The 16,651-nt window shown below is 63.3% G+C and carries 16 protein-coding genes; all 16 read left to right on the top strand.

Going from position 1 to position 16,651, the window contains the following annotated elements:
- Positions 1–44 precede the first annotated feature (44 nt).
- The 16 genes from ACFI9K_RS16675 to ACFI9K_RS16600 all read left to right on the top strand — a co-directional run bounded on the left by ACFI9K_RS16675 (position 45) and on the right by ACFI9K_RS16600 (position 16,643).
- Positions 45–194, top strand: coding sequence for a serine/threonine protein phosphatase (locus ACFI9K_RS16675; RefSeq protein ID WP_462664533.1), 150 nt, complete (start codon positions 45–47; stop codon positions 192–194).
- Positions 194–934: a phosphatidylserine decarboxylase gene (locus ACFI9K_RS16670; RefSeq protein ID WP_462664532.1), complete on the top strand. Its 741-nt coding sequence runs from the start codon at positions 194–196 to the stop codon at positions 932–934. The genes ACFI9K_RS16675 and ACFI9K_RS16670 overlap by 1 nt, the downstream gene beginning before the upstream one ends.
- Positions 931–2,091, top strand: coding sequence for a hypothetical protein (locus ACFI9K_RS16665; protein WP_462664531.1), 1,161 nt, complete (start codon positions 931–933; stop codon positions 2,089–2,091). Before ACFI9K_RS16670 ends, ACFI9K_RS16665 begins: the two co-directional genes overlap by 4 nt.
- Positions 2,088–4,304 carry an MMPL family transporter gene (locus ACFI9K_RS16660; protein WP_462664529.1) on the top strand — a complete coding sequence of 739 codons (2,217 nt, stop codon included), beginning with the start codon at positions 2,088–2,090 and terminating at the stop codon, positions 4,302–4,304. The genes ACFI9K_RS16665 and ACFI9K_RS16660 overlap by 4 nt, the downstream gene beginning before the upstream one ends.
- Before the next feature lie 224 nt (positions 4,305–4,528).
- Positions 4,529–5,122 carry a GNAT family N-acetyltransferase gene (locus ACFI9K_RS16655; RefSeq protein ID WP_057475497.1) on the top strand — a complete coding sequence of 198 codons (594 nt, stop codon included), beginning with the start codon at positions 4,529–4,531 and terminating at the stop codon, positions 5,120–5,122.
- 91 nt (positions 5,123–5,213) lie between these two features.
- A complete protein-coding gene (locus ACFI9K_RS16650; protein ID WP_462664528.1) occupies positions 5,214–5,822 on the top strand; it encodes a TetR family transcriptional regulator in 609 nt (202 codons plus the stop codon).
- Positions 5,819–7,222: a VC0807 family protein gene (locus tag ACFI9K_RS16645; RefSeq protein WP_462664527.1), complete on the top strand. Its 1,404-nt coding sequence runs from the start codon at positions 5,819–5,821 to the stop codon at positions 7,220–7,222. Before ACFI9K_RS16650 ends, ACFI9K_RS16645 begins: the two co-directional genes overlap by 4 nt.
- A gap of 371 nt (positions 7,223–7,593) precedes the next feature.
- Entirely contained in the window at positions 7,594–8,175 is a 582-nt protein-coding gene (rplJ, locus tag ACFI9K_RS16640; protein WP_032380459.1) for a 50S ribosomal protein L10, read from the top strand.
- An 81-nt stretch (positions 8,176–8,256) separates the two neighbouring features.
- Complete coding sequence (rplL, locus tag ACFI9K_RS16635; RefSeq protein WP_057475236.1) at positions 8,257–8,643, top strand: 50S ribosomal protein L7/L12; 387 nt, start codon at positions 8,257–8,259, stop codon at positions 8,641–8,643.
- Positions 8,644–9,113: 470 nt separating this feature from the next.
- Positions 9,114–10,283 carry an ATP-binding cassette domain-containing protein gene (locus ACFI9K_RS16630; RefSeq protein WP_462664526.1) on the top strand — a complete coding sequence of 390 codons (1,170 nt, stop codon included), beginning with the start codon at positions 9,114–9,116 and terminating at the stop codon, positions 10,281–10,283.
- Positions 10,284–10,288: 5 nt separating this feature from the next.
- Positions 10,289–11,083, top strand: coding sequence for an MlaE family ABC transporter permease (locus ACFI9K_RS16625; protein WP_462664525.1), 795 nt, complete (start codon positions 10,289–10,291; stop codon positions 11,081–11,083).
- Between the two features lie 5 nt (positions 11,084–11,088).
- Positions 11,089–11,949, top strand: a complete 861-nt coding sequence (locus ACFI9K_RS16620) for an MlaE family ABC transporter permease (RefSeq protein WP_462664524.1) — start codon at positions 11,089–11,091, stop codon at positions 11,947–11,949.
- Entirely contained in the window at positions 11,946–13,301 is a 1,356-nt protein-coding gene (locus ACFI9K_RS16615) for an MCE family protein (RefSeq protein ID WP_462664523.1), read from the top strand. The genes ACFI9K_RS16620 and ACFI9K_RS16615 overlap by 4 nt, the downstream gene beginning before the upstream one ends.
- Complete coding sequence (locus ACFI9K_RS16610) at positions 13,298–14,365, top strand: MCE family protein (protein WP_462664522.1); 1,068 nt, start codon at positions 13,298–13,300, stop codon at positions 14,363–14,365. The genes ACFI9K_RS16615 and ACFI9K_RS16610 overlap by 4 nt, the downstream gene beginning before the upstream one ends.
- Entirely contained in the window at positions 14,362–15,360 is a 999-nt protein-coding gene (locus tag ACFI9K_RS16605) for an MCE family protein (RefSeq protein WP_462664521.1), read from the top strand. Before ACFI9K_RS16610 ends, ACFI9K_RS16605 begins: the two co-directional genes overlap by 4 nt.
- Complete coding sequence (locus ACFI9K_RS16600) at positions 15,360–16,643, top strand: MCE family protein (protein ID WP_462664520.1); 1,284 nt, start codon at positions 15,360–15,362, stop codon at positions 16,641–16,643. The genes ACFI9K_RS16605 and ACFI9K_RS16600 overlap by 1 nt, the downstream gene beginning before the upstream one ends.
- Positions 16,644–16,651: the final 8 nt, after the last annotated feature.

Below are 16,651 nucleotides of genomic sequence, written 5' to 3'. Positions count from 1 at the left end.
CGGACGGGTTCGAGCCGACGTCGGTACGTCTACGAGACGTCCCGATGAGCCGTGAGGTGACCAACGGCGTTCTCTCGCTTGGCTTCTACGTCGTGTGCGGTCTCATCGGGTTGCTGCCCGGCTCGCTGCGAAACCGAGCGGCCGACGCGTTCGTCGGCTGGTCGGAGAGCATCGACGAACAGCGGCACCACTGATGTCGGTCACTCGGTGGATCGGTGGTGTAGCTACGGCCACGGCACTTCCGTTCGCGGCGTTCGTCTACTGGCGTACCCGGTTCTTCTTCCGCGATCCGCATCGCGCACCGCCCCCAGATCCGCAGGCGGTCGTGGCTCCGGCGGACGGCTTCGTCACGTACGTCAAACGGGTGGAAGCAGGCGCTACCGCGTTCGCCGTCAAGAAGGGGCGAACCATTGCCCTCGACGAGATCGCCGGCGTCGCCGCAGCCGACAGTGGGTACCTCATCGGTATCTACATGTCCGAATACTCGGTGCACCGCAACCGAATTCCCATCGCGGGCACCGTCGGGATGCGTCGGCACCGGTCTGCAGCGCCGTTCAACAAGTCGATGGCGCGGGTCGGGGCCAATCTGTTGACGCGGCGAACCCCGTACGACGAGGGCTGCGACTACCTGCTCACCAACGAACGACTCACCGTGTCGATCGAGCATGCGTCCGGAGCCGTGGTGACGGTGACACAGATTGCCGATCTGTGGGTCAACCGCATCGTCGCGCACATCGCGGTGGGCGACACCGTCGAACGGGGAGAGCAGTACGGGATGATCCGTTTCGGTTCTCAGTGCGATGTGTTCGTCCCCGACGCACTGGTCGAGCGCATCTCCGTTCGGCCGGGGCAGTACGTCTTCGCGGGAGAGACCGTTGTGGCTCGCTCGCCGATTTCCGTGTCCGGCAAACCATCTCGTGAGAAGGAACGATGATCACCGTCGAACAAGTCGTGTCCGGCAGAGGCTGGAACGAATTCGAGGCCGTTACCGATCTGGTGTATCGGGACGATCCGTACCGATTGCCGGACGAGCCGATGGATCTCGATCGCATCCTGATCTCGCCGCCGGCCGCCATCGCGTCTACTCGGGATACGTGTGCCTTCGTCGCGCGTGAGAACGGCGTCGCCGTGGGGCGGATCGTGGCCATTCACGACACGAGTTTCACCGATTACACCGGTGAGTCGATCGGATTCTTCGGGTTCTACGAGGCGATAGACGACCACGAGATCGCGACCGCCTTGCTCGATGCCGCCGCGGCGTGGTTGTCGGCGCGCGGTCTGGCGACCATGTCCGGGCCGTTCGGGCCGTCGATGTTCTACAGCGCGGGCATCGTCGTCGACGAGGTACCGGCGCTTCCTCTGGTGGGAATGCCGCACAACCCGCTGTACTACGCCGCCCACTTCGAGAAGTGGGGTCTGGTGGGCATCAAGGACTTCTACAGCTACCTGTTCGACGACCCGTGCGTCATCTACAACCGTCCCGAATACGCCCGGCACATGCAGATTTTCGAGAAGATCAAAGCACGTTCCGAGGTCACGTTCCGCTCGATGAAGTATCGGACGGTACGCCGCGATGCGCGGATCGTGCGGGATCTGTACAACAAGACCTTCGTGAACTTCTGGGGCTACTCGCCGCTGTCGTTCGTCGAACTGTTCGAGCTTCTGAAGATGATGCTGCCCGTCCTCGATCGCCGACTCACTCTCCTGGCCGAATTGGACGGCAAGCCTGTCGGATTCCTGATGGGGATTCCGGATGTGAATCAAGCCGCGGCCAAGGCGGCGCATCTGAAATCGAGGTGGCTGCGAGACCTGGTGACGCTCTGGCACGTCAAACGGCCGGGTCGAACCGACGTGATCGACGGGGTGCGCGTGGACATGTTGTTCGTCGATCCGGACTGCCCCGATCGCGCGGTGTCGTCGCTGCTCATCATGGAAATGTCGGTGCGGATGCGTGATCTGGGATTCACCAGGGTCGAGGCCGCGCCGGTACTCGACGACAGTCCCTGGATGAAGGGCTCGGTCCTGACTCGGATGGAGCAATCACCGCACCGTACCTACCGAATCTTCAGCCGCGACCTCCCGCAGACATGACCGGGGCGGCAGTGCTGGATTCCGGTCGACGCCGGCGCAGCATCGGCGATCGTTGGGGTCGGACCGTCGCCCGTCATCGGTGGGCGGTGCTGGGTGTGTGGCTACTGCTGGCCGTGGGATCGGCAATCCTGTATCCCGCGCTGCAGAACTCTCTGGTGGGAGCCAACTTCTCGGTTCCCGGAACCGAATCCAGCCGCGCCGACCGACTCGTCGAACAGCATTTCGCGTCGTTCGGGTCCGAACAACTCGTCGTCACATTCACCTCCGATTCGGTGGACAGCCGGAACCCGGCCTTTCGTGAACGGGTGGGGAAGGTCGTCTCGTCCCTGCGGCAGTCGCCGGATGTTCTGCGCGTCGTCGATCCCTACGAGAGCGCCGGTTTCATCCCGACGATCTCCGCGGACGGGACGTCGGCGCTGGCGTTCGTCGGTATCGGCGGAGCTGCCAGTGATCGGATCGCCGTGGCCGAACGCGTGCAGGAGACGATCGGTAAGGCGTCCGGCAACGGCGTCGAGGTGGCCGTGACGGGCTACTCCCCGATGACGGTCGATCTCACCCGCGTCGAATCCGAGGACGCCGTTCGGGCGGAAAGCATCGGCCTGCCCATTGCATTCGTGGTTCTCGTCCTCGCGTTGGGTTCCGTGATCGCGGGCATCGTGCCGCTGGTCACCACCGGAATCGGCGTGCTCGCGGCGTTCGGGATGTTCGCGCTGCTGTCCAACGTGATGACCTTCGACGTTCTCGTCACCACGGTGGCGGCCATGTTCGGTCTCGGTCTGGGAATCGACTACGCGCTCTTCATCGTCAGTCGGTTCAGGGAGGAGATCGGGCGCGCCGGACCCGCGAGCGATCCGACCCGAATCGAGCGCGCGGTGGGCGCGGCCATGGGCACCGCCGGGCACATCATCGTCATCTCCGGTCTGGTCGTGTTGATCGCCCTCGGAGCCCTCGCGATCGTCGATGTTCCTGCGGTGCAGAGCATCTCGTTGGTCGTCGCCCTCACCATCGTCACCGTCGTCGTGGTCGCGTGGACCCTCCTGCCGGCGATTCTCGCGGTCCTAGGAACACGCATCGGGATGTGGTCACTGCCGCGACGATTCCAACCACCATCGGTCGACGAGCACGACGCCGCGGTACCCACGTGGTGGTCACGATGGGCGCAGCACGTCATCGAACGCCCCTGGCGCTACACGGTGGCGTCCGCTGCTGTCCTCATCCTCTGCCTGATTCCCATCGGATCGATCTCGTACGGTGTCGATCTCGGAGCCGACGCACTCCGGGCGGAACCGTCCGGACGAGCCAACACCGTGCTCACCGAGAAGTTCGCGCCCGGGACCATATCGCCCATCACGATCGTGTTCACGGGTGCGGACGACAGTCCGCTGAGGCCACAGCAGATCACTACGGTGGACGCGTTCGCGAACTCCGTGCGCGGGGACGATCGCGTGGCCTACGCGTTGGCACAACCGGAGGGTGGACGGTCGTTGCTGATCGTGGTCCCGTCGGTCCCGATCGACTCCACGGAGGCCGCCGATCTCGTCGAAACCCTGCGGTCCCAGGCACTTCTCGCCGGTGACACGGACGGCACGAGCGTCTCCGTGGGCGGCACCACCGCACTGGTCGTCGACGCCTCCGAGGAGATCTCCGGCAAGTTCGTCTGGGTCGTCGTCGCAGTGTTGGCCTTCTCGCTCTGCTATTTGGCCGTCGTGTTTCGCAGCGTGGTCATTCCGCTCAAGGCCGTCGCCATGAATTTACTGGTCACCGGTGCCGCCCTCGGTGCCACCGTCGCCGTATTCCAATGGGGCTGGGGCGCAGGCATTCTCGGATTCGAGAGCGCTGGATACATCCAGGTGTATCTGCCGGTGACGGTGTTCGCCGTGGTCTTCGGTCTCTCGATGGACTACGAGGTGTTCCTCATCGGGCGCATGCGGGAAGTGTTCGTTCGGGGAGCGAGTAACGACGTGGCCGTCGTCGACGGCATCGAACACACCGCCAGGCCGATCACGGCAGCCGCCGCGATCATGATCGCCGTGTTCGCCAGCTTCCTCACCGCAGACGTTCTCGAACTCAAACAATTCGGTTTCGCTCTCGCCATCGCAGTGCTCTTCGATGCCGTGCTGGTGCGAATGATGATGGTGCCCGCGATGATGAAGCTGTTCGGCGCGCGAAACTGGTGGCCGGGTTCGCGGGATCGTCAGGTGGTCGGCAACTGAGCTGTCGCCGAGTACGACGCCACCGCCGACCACCAGCCCCACTACTGCCGCCGCAGCCATCAGGCCAGTAGACCTGCGCCGCTCGCGCAATTCGGGCGACGCCGAAAATTCGAGGTACTGCCCGGCCGGACCGCGAGCACCGAAACTACCGGTCCTGCCCGACTCGGAGTATTTGTTCGACGGACGCGACTAGCGTGTGGATCCAGTCCACGAAAGGTGCACTTATGTCGTTCACCGATCCGGCCGCGCCGGTTCCGACCATCCTGCGGACCGACCAGTTCCTGCTCCGCCCGATCACCCCAGCTGACGCGCCCGCCGATCACGCAGCGCTGATGGAGACGCGGGAACAGCTGAGGCGTTGGGAGCAGGCGACGTGGCCCGAGGATGACTTCAGCGTCGAAGCGAACCGAGAAGACCTCGTCGGCCTCGAGGAGCGCCATGCAGCGCATCGGGCCTTCACCTACACCGTCGTCGATCCAGTTACCGACGAATGCCTGGGCTGCGTCTACTTGTTCCCCACAGATGCGACGTTCCTGACGAAGGCCACCGTGACGCCTACCGGTGAGGGCGGGTGGGATTCCGTCGATGTCGTTGTCTACTTCTGGGTTCGCAAGTCGCGTATGCAGACGGGTATGGACTCGAAGTTGCTCGACGTGCTGCGCGCCTGGCTGATGGGGGAATGGAAGCTGAGCACCGCGGTCTTCGTTGTCAGCGACCAGTTCGCCGAGCAGATCGAACTGCTCGAGCACACCGATCTGACCAAGCAGTTCGAGATCGTCGAACCCGGAAAGGTCGGCAGATTTTCTGCCTACGGTTGAGATCCACACTGCCGCACTGTGGTCGACATCAGGCAGGACCCCCGATCCAATAGCCCGGGCAGGCAGGAGGGATGGAGTCTAGTATTTACTCATGCGAGTAAAACTGTCGGACCGGGCAAGCGGCCGTCGGGCCCAGATCATCGAAGCGACCATCCGCACGCTCGCCGAGGTCGGATACGACGGGACTTCGTTCGCGGCCATCGTGCGGCGCGGTGGGCTGAGCAGCACCCGAATGATCTCGTATCACTTCGAGGATCGCGCCGAGTTGATGACGCAGGTCGCGCTCACCGTCATCACCGATCTCGGTCACGCTGTCGCCGAGCGAGTCCGCGCGGCAACGACGAAGACGACCGCTGTCCGCGCCTATATCGAGGCAAACTTGGCGCATATGGCCGATCACCGAGCCGAGATGGTCGCGCTCACTATCCTGCTCGGTGCCGGTGCGCTGCATGTTCCTGCAGGCTCCCGGCCCTCGGGAATCGAAGCACTGCAACAGATCATCGATGACGGATGTCGATCCGGCGAGCTGCACACGAGCGATCCGCGGGTCGCCGCCACCATCATCCAGCAGTCGATCGAAGCGGTCCCGCACCTGCTGCGGCACGAGCCGGATGTCGATCTGGTGGCCTATGCCCGCGATATGACGGAGTTTTTCGAAACCGCACTCAGGGCCGACCGAACTGACCGGCGAGAGTCATGACCAGCCCCGTGACCCCCGCGGCACCGCGGCAGCCTGGCTTCCCGCTACTTACCGCGATTGTGGCCGGAGTGACGCTGCTGATCAGCCTCGTCGCCCAACTCTCCCCGGGGTTGATGGACCTACTCGTCCGTGATCGGCCGCAGTTGCTGGCGGGCCAGTGGTGGCGAGCCGTCAGCCCGATCCTGGTGCAACCGGACGGTTGGGGACAGCTCGCCTTCAACCTGGTCGGCATCGTTCTGGTCGGCACGGCTGTGCAGCGTCGGGTCGGCGCGATGTCCTGGCTATCTGCTTACCTCGTCGGCGGTGTGGCAAGCGTGGCCATCTACAGCGCCTGGCATCCGACCGACACCGGAGGCGGCTCCTCCGCTGCCGTCGCGGCCCTGATCGGGGTCTTGGTCCTTACGTCCCGTACAAATGCGCCACCGCAACGTCCCGTCGAGTTCGCCCACTGGTACGCGATCTTCTTCAGTGTCTACCTGACCGCTTTGGATCTGGGCGGGGTGACAGCATCGGTGATCGCCGGGAACCTTTCGATCGTCGCTGTTGCGGTCGTGCGGCGCGCTCTGGGCGCAGCCGGCATCGTCCGGATCGGTGGACCGGTAGTCGTTGTCGCCGCCGTGGTGATGACGCTGCTGCGGGACGATCACGGCACCGGACTCCTGATCGGCCTCGCGGTCGGAGTGCTGGTGCTCCTCCGGCGCTACAGACCGCCGACCCTAGGTCTGTCGCTCGCCGTGCTCGCTGATCTTCTCGCGCCGATCGCGATGTACTACTTGTTGCGGCACTGGGGATCCGACACCGGAACCGCGTTGCTGGCAGGTGCGGTTATCCCGGCTGTCTCGGTGCTCGTCCGGGCCGTCCGGCACCGCCGGATCGACGCGCTCGGCAGCTCGGTCCTGGTGATGCTCGTGGTGAGTGCTGCGGCCGAAGAGCTCTCCGGCGATCCGCGCATCCTCCTGTTCAAGGACGCGCTACTGACGGCTGCGTGGGGCTGCTGGTTTCTGGCCAGCGTCCGCGCCCGACGTCCGCTGAGTTACCGGTTGACCCGTCCGTTGCTCGACCGGTCCGTCCACCCCAGCGCGACTGACGTGACCGGGAGTGGTGATCCTGGCCGCTGGGAAGCGTTGTGGGAAAACGAGCCTGGGTTCCGACGTGCGTGGCGGGTGACGTCGGTGATCTGGGCGGGTGCCCTGTTCTTCGACGCGATGATCCGAATGCTGATGGCGGTCGTGTTGCCGATCGACCGGGTGCCGGTCCTGTCGGGCATCCTCTGGATCGTCACCCTGGTGGCGCTACAGGTCGTCACCAACATTCATCTGACCACGTCCGGCGCCTGGACGCTGTTGCGGCAGCAAAGACAGCGAGAACGTGCGGCCGCTCCGACCGACGCAGTCTCGTGACTCGACGAGATCGGCATCGTGACGACAGTGATCACGTCGTAGGTCGTCGTTTTGGAGATGACGCCGAACGTGTTGTAACCTGGTCGACGGTTCGGATCACGGGTGCTCGCACTCGCTTCCAGACCGCCCAATCAAGTTCTACCCAAGACCGTTGGTCACCGCCTTCTCGAAGGATTCACTTCCGGGAGTTGCGCGGTTGAAGGTCCGAGATCGCTTCGGACGGCCCACGCAGGAGAACGCGGTAGGGAACCTGTATGCAGCCGTCTCGGTTGTCCGCTCGTTCACGCCCCGTGTGCCTCTGCGCATCGGGGCGTTCGTCGTTTTCCGGCCCTCTCGCGATCGACACAACTTCCCACGAGAGGAGGCGAAGTATGGCAAAGCCCGAAAAGGTCTCAGCAGTATCGGAGATCACCGAACAGTTCAAGGGTTCGACGGCTGCCGTCGTCACGGAATACCGTGGCCTGTCGGTGTCCGGTCTGACTCAGCTCCGGCGTGCGCTCGGCGAAGGTGCCACGTACTCCGTCGCCAAGAACACCCTGGTCAAGCGCGCAGCTGCCGAAGCCGGTATTACCGGCCTCGACGATTTGTTCGTCGGACCGACCGCCATTGCATTCATCAAGGGCGAGCCGGTCGACGCAGCGAAGGCCATCAAGGCCTTCGCGAAGGACAACAAGGCCTTGATCGTCAAGGGCGGCTACATGGACGGCGCAACGCTGTCCGTGGACGAGATCAACAAGATCGCAGACCTCGAGTCGCGCGAAATCCTGTTGGCCAAGCTCGCCGGCGCCATGAAGGGCAACTTGTCGAAGGCTGCAGGCCTGTTCAACGCTCCCGCATCGCAGTTCGCGCGTCTGGCGTTCGCGTTGCAGGAGAAGAAGGCTGCCGGCGCACCCGCCGCAGCCGAAGCGCCTGCAGAAGCAGAAGCACCGGCGGAAGCTCCCGCCGAAAGCTGATCCGCTGGCATTAGCGAACAGCTCAATCCCACACCATGCCGCGGATCAGCGGCCAGGTACTTACAGGAAGGACCCGCCACCATGGCGAAGCTCAGCACCGAAGAATTGCTCGACCAGTTCAAGGAGCTCACCCTCCTCGAGCTCAGCGAGTTCGTGAAGGCATTCGAGGAGACCTTCGAGGTCACCGCAGCTGCTCCCGTCGCCGTTGCTGCTGCAGGCGGCGGCGCTGCCCCCGCCGAGGCTGCTGAAGAGCAGGACGAGTTCGACGTCGTCCTCGAGTCGGCCGGCGACAAGAAGATCCAGGTCATCAAGGTCGTCCGTGAGGTCGTTTCCGGCCTCGGCCTGAAGGAAGCCAAGGACCTCGTCGAGAGCGCTCCGAAGGCAATCCTGGAGAAGGTCGCCAAGGACGCAGCCGAGGCTGCCAAGGAGAAGCTGGAAGCTGCCGGCGCAAAGATCTCCGTCAAGTAAGACCGCTTCACTGCAGTCGTACTTCGCGCTCTGAACTCATGAGCGCAGAAGGGGCCGTTCCCACCTCGGTGGGAGCGGCCCTTTCTCTGCGTTCAGGGCGCTGCTCAGGTCTGTATTACCGGTGCGGTATCGGGTGCGTCATTGTGATCGATCACTGACTCTGCCGGATTGCGTGACACTCGGATCCAACCCCTGTTTACTCGAGCTCGCCGAAGTCTGAAGCACGTCGAATGGTTTCGGTTGGGTTCACTTTTGTGGTGTCTCACATCAGCGTGCGACTGGTACTTGTCACAGTTCTGGCGAGTCGCCGACCGTGTCGCGTGAGATGAGCCACACTGATGCAAGCTCTACAGCCTGACTCGGGGAAGTTCTTACTGGGCGGTAAGCTCCTGTGTCGGTGCGGACACCTGCATGGGATACAGTGACGCAACCCACATCCGGGTCGATGTGTATGAATTGTGGAGGTCAGCGTGGGAGTCGAGGTTTCGGTCGAAGGATTGACCAAGTCTTTCGGTGTACAGAAGATTTGGCAGGACGTGACGTTGACCCTGCCGAAGGGTGAAGTCAGTGCGCTCCTCGGTCCTTCCGGTACCGGAAAATCGGTTTTTCTGAAGTCTCTGATCGGTCTGCTGCGTCCCGAAGAGGGCAAGATCTTCATCGACGGAACCGACATCCTGCAGTGCTCCTCGCGTGAGCTCTACGAGATCAGGAAGCTGTTCGGCGTCCTGTTCCAGGACGGTGCGTTGTTCGGCTCGATGAACCTCTACGACAACGTTGCGTTCCCGCTTCGTGAGCACACGAAGAAGTCCGAGTCCGACATCCGCAAGATCGTCATGGAGAAGCTCGAACTGACGGGTCTGCTCGGTGCGGAAGACAAGCTGCCCGGCGAAATCTCCGGCGGTATGCGCAAGCGCGCCGGTCTCGCCCGCGCTCTCGTGCTCGATCCGGAGATCATTCTGGTCGACGAGCCGGACTCCGGTCTCGATCCCGTTCGTACGACGTACATCTCGCAGACGCTGATCGACATCAACGCCAACATCGATGCCACGATCCTGATCGTCTCGCACAACATCAACCTCGCCCGTACGGTGCCGGACAACATCGGCATGCTCTTCCGCCGCCAGCTGGTCATGTTCGGCCCACGCGAGGTGCTCCTCACCAGCGACGAGCCGGTCGTCAAGCAGTTCCTCAACGGAACGATGATCGGCCCGATCGGTATGTCGGAGGAGAAGGACGAGGCGCAGATGGCGCACGAGCAAGCCCTCGTCGATGCCGGGCACCACGCCGGTGGCGTCGACGACGTGGAAGGCATCGTGCCGCAGATGAAGGCGACCCCGGGTACACCGGTGCGCCAAGCTGTCGGCCGCAGGCAGGAGCGGGTGCGTCAGATCATGCACACGCTGCCGCACAATGCGCAGGTCGCCATCCAGGAGAGCCTCGATACCACCGACCCCGGTCAGCAGTACCCCGCGTACGCCGGCCAACAGGGTTACGACCAGCAGGGCTACGACCAGCAGGGTTACGACCAGCAGGGTTACAGCCAGCAGGGTTACGACCAGCAGGGTTACGACCAGGGCTATCGCGGGCAAGATCATGATCAACAGGGCTACCAAGCTCCTACGCAAGGTCGGGGTCAATAGCAGACATGGCGGGATCGAAGAAGTCCGGATTCGCTCCGGCAAATGCCGCTCTGACACAGGCCGGCAATATCGTCGAACTGCTCGTAGAGGTCGTTCGGAACACATTTCGTAGGCCGTTCCAGTTCCGCGAGTTCATCGAGCAGGCCTGGTTCATCGCCAGCGTGACGATCTTGCCGACCGCACTCGTCGCCATTCCTTTCGGCGCGGTGGTCTCGCTGCAGACCGGATCGCTCATCAAGCAGCTCGGTGCCGAGTCGTTCACCGGCGCGGCCAGCGTGCTCGCCGTCATTCAGCAGGGTTCGCCCCTGGTGACGGCGCTGCTGGTGGCCGGTGCCGCGGGCTCGGCCGTCACCGCCGACCTGGGTTCGCGGACCATCCGCGAAGAGATCGACGCGATGCGTGTGCTGGGAATCGATCCGGTCCACCGCTTGATCGTTCCGCGAGTGCTGGCCATGATCCTGGTGGCTCTGTTGCTCAACGGGCTCGTCTCGGTCGTCGGCATCGTCGGCGGTTACTTCTTCAACGTGATCCTGCAGGGTGGTACTCCCGGCGCGTACCTGGCGTCGTTCTCGGCGCTGGCTCAGCTGCCGGATCTGTATGTCGCAGAGGCGAAAGCGGCGATCTTCGGACTCATCGCGGGCATCATCGCCTCGTACAAGGGTCTCAACCCGAATCCCGGACCCAAGGGTGTCGGCGAGGCAGTGAACCAGACCGTGGTCATCACGTTCCTGCTGCTCTTCTTCGCCAACCTCATTCTGACCCTGGTGTACCTCCAGGTCGTTCCAGCGAAGGGAGCGTAACCGCGATGACTATCGCAAGAGGTCGCGGTGACCGCACGCTGATGCGCGTCAAGCGCGTCGGCAATGCTCCACTCAACGTGCTCGATCGCGCAGGCGAGCAGATGTCGTTCTATCTGCGGGCAATCGGGTGGATTCCCAGGACCGCAGTGCATTACAAGAAGGAGGTGCTCCGCCTACTGGCGGAGGTCACCTTCGGCAGCGGCGCGCTGGCCGTCATCGGTGGCACCATCGGCGTCATCGTGATGATGTCGGGCTTCACCGGCATCGTCGTCGGTCTGCAGGGTTACGCAGCACTCGAGCAGCTTGGTAGCTCCGTGCTCACAGGCTTCCTCTCGGCCTACGTCAACACCCGTGAGATCGCACCGATCGTCGCGGGGCTGGCGCTCTCGGCAACCGTGGGCTGTGGCTTCACCGCTCAGCTCGGTGCAATGCGGATCTCCGAGGAGATCGACGCGCTCGAGGTCATGGCCGTGCCGAGCGTTCCGTTCCTCGTCACCACTCGCATGATCGCCGGCTTCGTGGCGGTCATCCCGCTGTACATCGTCGGTCTGCTTGCCTCGTACGTCGCGTCCAGGGGGATCAGCACGATCTTCAACGGGCAGTCGTCCGGGTCCTACGACCACTACTTCAATCTGTTCCTGCCCCCGGAAGACGTGCTGTATTCCTTCCTCAAGGTGCTCATCTTCGCCTTCGTGCTCATCATGATCCACTGCTACTACGGCTATCACGCCTCCGGCGGACCGGCAGGCGTCGGCGTCGCGGTGGGTCGCGCAGTGCGTACGGCAATCGTCACCATCGCCGTCTTGGACTTCTTCTTGAGCCTCGCCATCTGGGGCACGACCACCACAGTAAGGGTTGCCGGATGATCGACTCGCCGTCGCGACTGCAGCGAGTACTGCTCGGACTTGCATTCTTTCTGGTGCTCATCCTGTTTCTCGGATGGAGCATCACGTCCTACAACAAGACCTTCAAGGACGTCGTCGACGTCAGCCTCGAAACCGACTCCGTCGGAAACGCTCTGCCGATGAACGCGGACGTCAAGGTGCGCGGAATGATCGTGGGCGAGGTGCGATCGGCGTCGAGCGTCGACGGTGTCGTCACGTCGCAGTTGGCCATCGATCCGGACAAGGCACCGCTGATCCCGTCGAACGCGACGGCTCGGCTGCTTCCGAAGACTCTGTTCGGAGAGCGCTACGTCTCGCTGATCGTGCCCGAGAACGATTCGGCGTCACCGATCACCGACGGCACGGTTCTGCGTCAGGACACCAGCGGAAACGCGATCGAGGTCGGGCAGTTGCTCGACGGCTTGCTTCCTCTGCTGCAGGCGATCCCGCCGCAGGATCTGGCCAACACCCTCGGGTCGCTGGCACAGGGTCTCAGCGGGCGCGGCGAGCAACTGGGGCAGACCATCGACAACCTGACGAACATCGTGTCGGGTCTGAACACGGAGTTGCCGAACATCCAGCAGACCCTCGTCGGCCTCGCGGACTTCTCCCAAACCTACGCGGATGCGGCACCGGAGTTGATCTCGGCTCTGGACAATCTGCGTACGACGGGTAACACCGTCGTCGAACGCCAGTCCGGTCTCGAGACGCTGTACGGTTCGCTCACGTCGGCGTCCAACGTCACCGCGGACTTCCTGCAGGCGAACTCCGAGAACCTGATCAGCTTGGCGAGCAACTCCCGTGAGGCGCTCGAACTTCTTGCCGAGTTCTCCCCGACGTTCGGCTGCACGTTCAGCCAGTTCGCCGAAGGTGCCAGGCGCGGCGCGATCGTGCTCGGCGAGGGAGACCCCTACCCCGGCATCAACGTGTCGGCATCGTTCGTCAACCCGAAGGGCCGGTACTTGCCGAATCAGGACGAGCCGCGCTTGTTCGACGATCGCGGAGCTACGTGCTTCGAGCCTGCGGCACCGGGCGAGTTCTTCCCGCAGTACCCGGGAGGCTCGGTCAACGACGGCTCGTACCAGGTGCCTACCCGTAACCCGGGCCCGCAGGTGATTCCCGGACAGGGACCACCCAAGTCGGCTCAGAGTTCCATCGTTCCGGCGATGTCGGACGCTGCGCAGCCGGCGAGCTACGAGGGCTCGGACTTCGAACGTGACACTCTCGCCGTGATCTACGGACAGGCGAGTGGTGTTGCCCCGGACAGCATTCCGTCGTGGGCAGCCGCTATCGGCGCTCCGGCACTGAGAGGAGCGGAGGTGAGCGTGAAATGAGAGGCCTTCTCGCGCCGATCATCAAGTTGGTCGTGTTCGCTGTGGTCACGATCATTGCCACGGCCACCCTTGCCTTCACCATCGCCAATTCGAGCGGCGGCGGCGGTACGTCGTTCTCGGCCATGTTCACCGACGTCACGTCACTCAACGAGGGTGACGAGATTCGGATCGCAGGCGTTCGCGTCGGCCAGGTGGACAAGATCGAGATCGCCAACGAGCGCGAAGCCAAGGTGGACTTCACTCTCAGCAGCCGCGACTGGCTGCCGGCGAGCTCGACGGCGACCATCCGATTCCGCAACCTCGTGGGCCAGCGCTACATCGCTATCGAGCAGGGCTCGGGAGACCAGGGTCAGAAGATCAACGGGGGTGCGACCATCCCGTTGGAGCGGACCAAGCCTGCGGTGAACCTGACCACGCTGTTCGACGGCTTCCGGCCTCTGTTCACCACCCTGAGCGCCGACGACGTCAACAAGCTGTCGTACCAGATCATCCAGGTGTTCCAGGGGGAGTCGGGCACCATCAACGAACTGGTGACCAACACTGCGAGCTTGACGAACACAGTCGCAGACAAGGATCAGGTCATCGGCCAGGTCATCACCAACCTCAACAACGTGTTGGCGACCGTCAATCAGAACGACGGACAGCTCGACAGCCTCATCGTCAACACCCAGCAGCTGGTCTCCGGACTGTCGGCCGATCGCGGTGTGGTGGGCTCGGCCGTGACCTCCTTGGCCGGTCTGACCAACGCCACTGCCGATCTGCTGGAGCCGACGAGGCCGTCGATCCAGGGATCGGTCACGGCACTGAACACACTGTCGGAAACCGTCAATCGACGCAGTGACGACGTGGACAAGGTCCTCGGGATTCTGCCGAACAAGCTGGACAAGCTCATCCGCACGGCCCAGCAGGGATCTTGGTTCACGTTCTACCTCTGCGGCATCGACATCGTTGCCGGACCGGGGAGTTCGCCCAACCTGAACCTGCCGACCGGGCTTCCGACCGTAAACCAGCCGCTGTACACGAACTCGGCAGAGCGCTGCAAAGCTGGGGGGATCAAGCAATGACATCTCGTCGTAGTCCGGCAACCATCGGTGCGCTGGGAATCGCCATCATCCTGCTCGCCACGATGTCGGTGTTCTTTCTCGACCGACTTCCGATCATCGGTGCGGGTTCGGTGTACACCGCCGAATTCAGTGAAGCAGCAGGTCTCAAGCCGTCCAACGAGGTCCGTATCGCGGGCGTCAAGGTCGGCAAGGTGACCGATGTGCGCCTCGACGGCGACCGGGTACTGGTGGACTTCACCGTGCAGGACGCGTGGGTCGGAAACGAGTCGCGGGCAGCCATCGCCATCAAGACGTTGCTCGGCCAGAAGTATCTTGCCCTCGACCCCAGTGGCACGGACACCTTGAGTCCCAAGGACCCGATTCCGCTCGATCGCACCACATCTCCGTACGACGTCATCGATGCGTTCTCGGCAGCGGCCTCGACCATCAACGACATCGACACCGACCAGCTCGCCAACAGCATGCGGACGCTGTCCGAGGCGTTCTCGGAGACCCCGGCGAACATCCGTGCCTCCCTGGACGGCGTGACTCGGTTGTCTCAGACGGTCGCAAGTCGCGACGAGGAACTGAAGAAGTTGTTCGCAGCGACCGGCGAGACCTCGAAGGTGCTGGCCGACCGCAACGAGCAGTTCAACAAGCTGATCACCGACGCCGGCCCATTGCTCGAAGAGCTCAACAACCGGCAGCAGGCGATCTCGCAGCTGCTCACCGGCACGCAGCGAGTGTCTCAGGAGCTGACCGGTCTGGTCCGCGACAACGAGGCCACCATCAATCCGATGCTCCAGCAGCTCAACGGCGTCATCGAGATTCTGCAGCGGAACAACGACAATCTCGACCGCGCGCTCAAGCTGTACGAGCCGTTCATCCGCCTCTACACCAACGTGACCGGTAACGGCCGGTGGCTCGATATCGTCCTGGCCAACCTCACACCACCCGGAGTTCCGTTGATACCTGGTTACCGCGAGCCCTCGGTCGACAAGTTGGCGGGGAACTGATGACAGAAACTCAGGCAGCTCCGCGCAACAAGAACAAGCTCGCGATCATCGCCGTCGTCGTTGTGGTGGCACTGGTCGTAGCCGTCGCCGGTTGGTGGCTGTTCACCAGAGCAGGAACGACCAAGATCACCGCCTACTTCGACAAGTCGGTCGGCATCTACTCCGGCTCGGAGGTCCGTGTACTGGGCGTCAAGGTGGGCACCGTCGATTCCGTCACCCCTCTGGGCGACGACGTCGAGGTCGTACTCCGAGTCGACCGGGGCATCGACATACCTGCCGATGCCAAGGCCGTTCAGGTCACTCCCTCACTCGTTGCCGATCGCTACGTCCAGCTCGCACCCGCCTACACCGGCGGCGACACCATGGCCAGCGGAACGACGATCGGTCGCGATCGCACGGCGACACCCGTCGAGGTCGACGAGCTCTACAAGTCGATCAACGATCTGTCCACTGCCCTCGGACCCGACGGTGCCAACAAGGACGGCGCGCTCACGGACTTCGTGAACACCGGCGCGGCAAACCTCGACGGCAACGGTGAAGCGTTGGGCAACAGCATCACTCAGCTGTCGGCGGCCGGTCGCACCTTGAGCGATTCACGGACCGACGTGTTCGACACGATCAAGAATTTGCAGACCTTCGTCAGCGCTCTGTCGGTGAACGATCAGCAGGTGCGCAACTTCAACACCCAGCTGGCCGACCTGACCGGCTTCCTGTCGGGGCAGCGTGAGGATCTCGGTGCTGCACTGCAGCAACTGTCGGTTTCGCTCGGCGACGTCGCGACGTTCGTCGCGGACAACCGCACCGAACTGACCGATGCGGCCAACGGTCTCGTTCAGCCCACGCAGACTTTGGCCGACAACCGTGAGCAGCTCGTGCAGACCTTGACGCTGCTGCCACTGGCGATCAGCAACCTGGTCAATGCGTACGACGCCGAGTCGGGCACGCTCGCCTCGCGTGCCAATCTGCAGAACGAGACCCAGGATCCCCTCGGTACCGTCTGCCGCTTGATCGACCTCGGCAAGTTGGTGCCCGGCGATCCTCGCTTCGAGGCCCTCGGTGCGCAGATTCAGCCGATCATCGATCAGTGCGCGAACATCACCACCATGATCCAGGCACCTCTCGCCGACCAGAACCGGATCGTGCTGCCGTTCGGTGTTCTCACCAACGACATCCAGCAGAACCAGTCCGTGCCGGGCACGGTCCCCGGTGTCGTCTCGCCCAAGCTCGGAACCAGCTCGATGCCGGGTCTGGAGCAGTCGTACATCGGAGGTGGGGGACAGTGAGTACCTCT

It is taken from the genome of Rhodococcus sp. PSi06 (assembly GCF_054960675.1).
The sequence above is the reverse complement of the archived record's forward strand: the minus strand, read 5'-3'. Positions and strand labels throughout refer to the sequence as shown.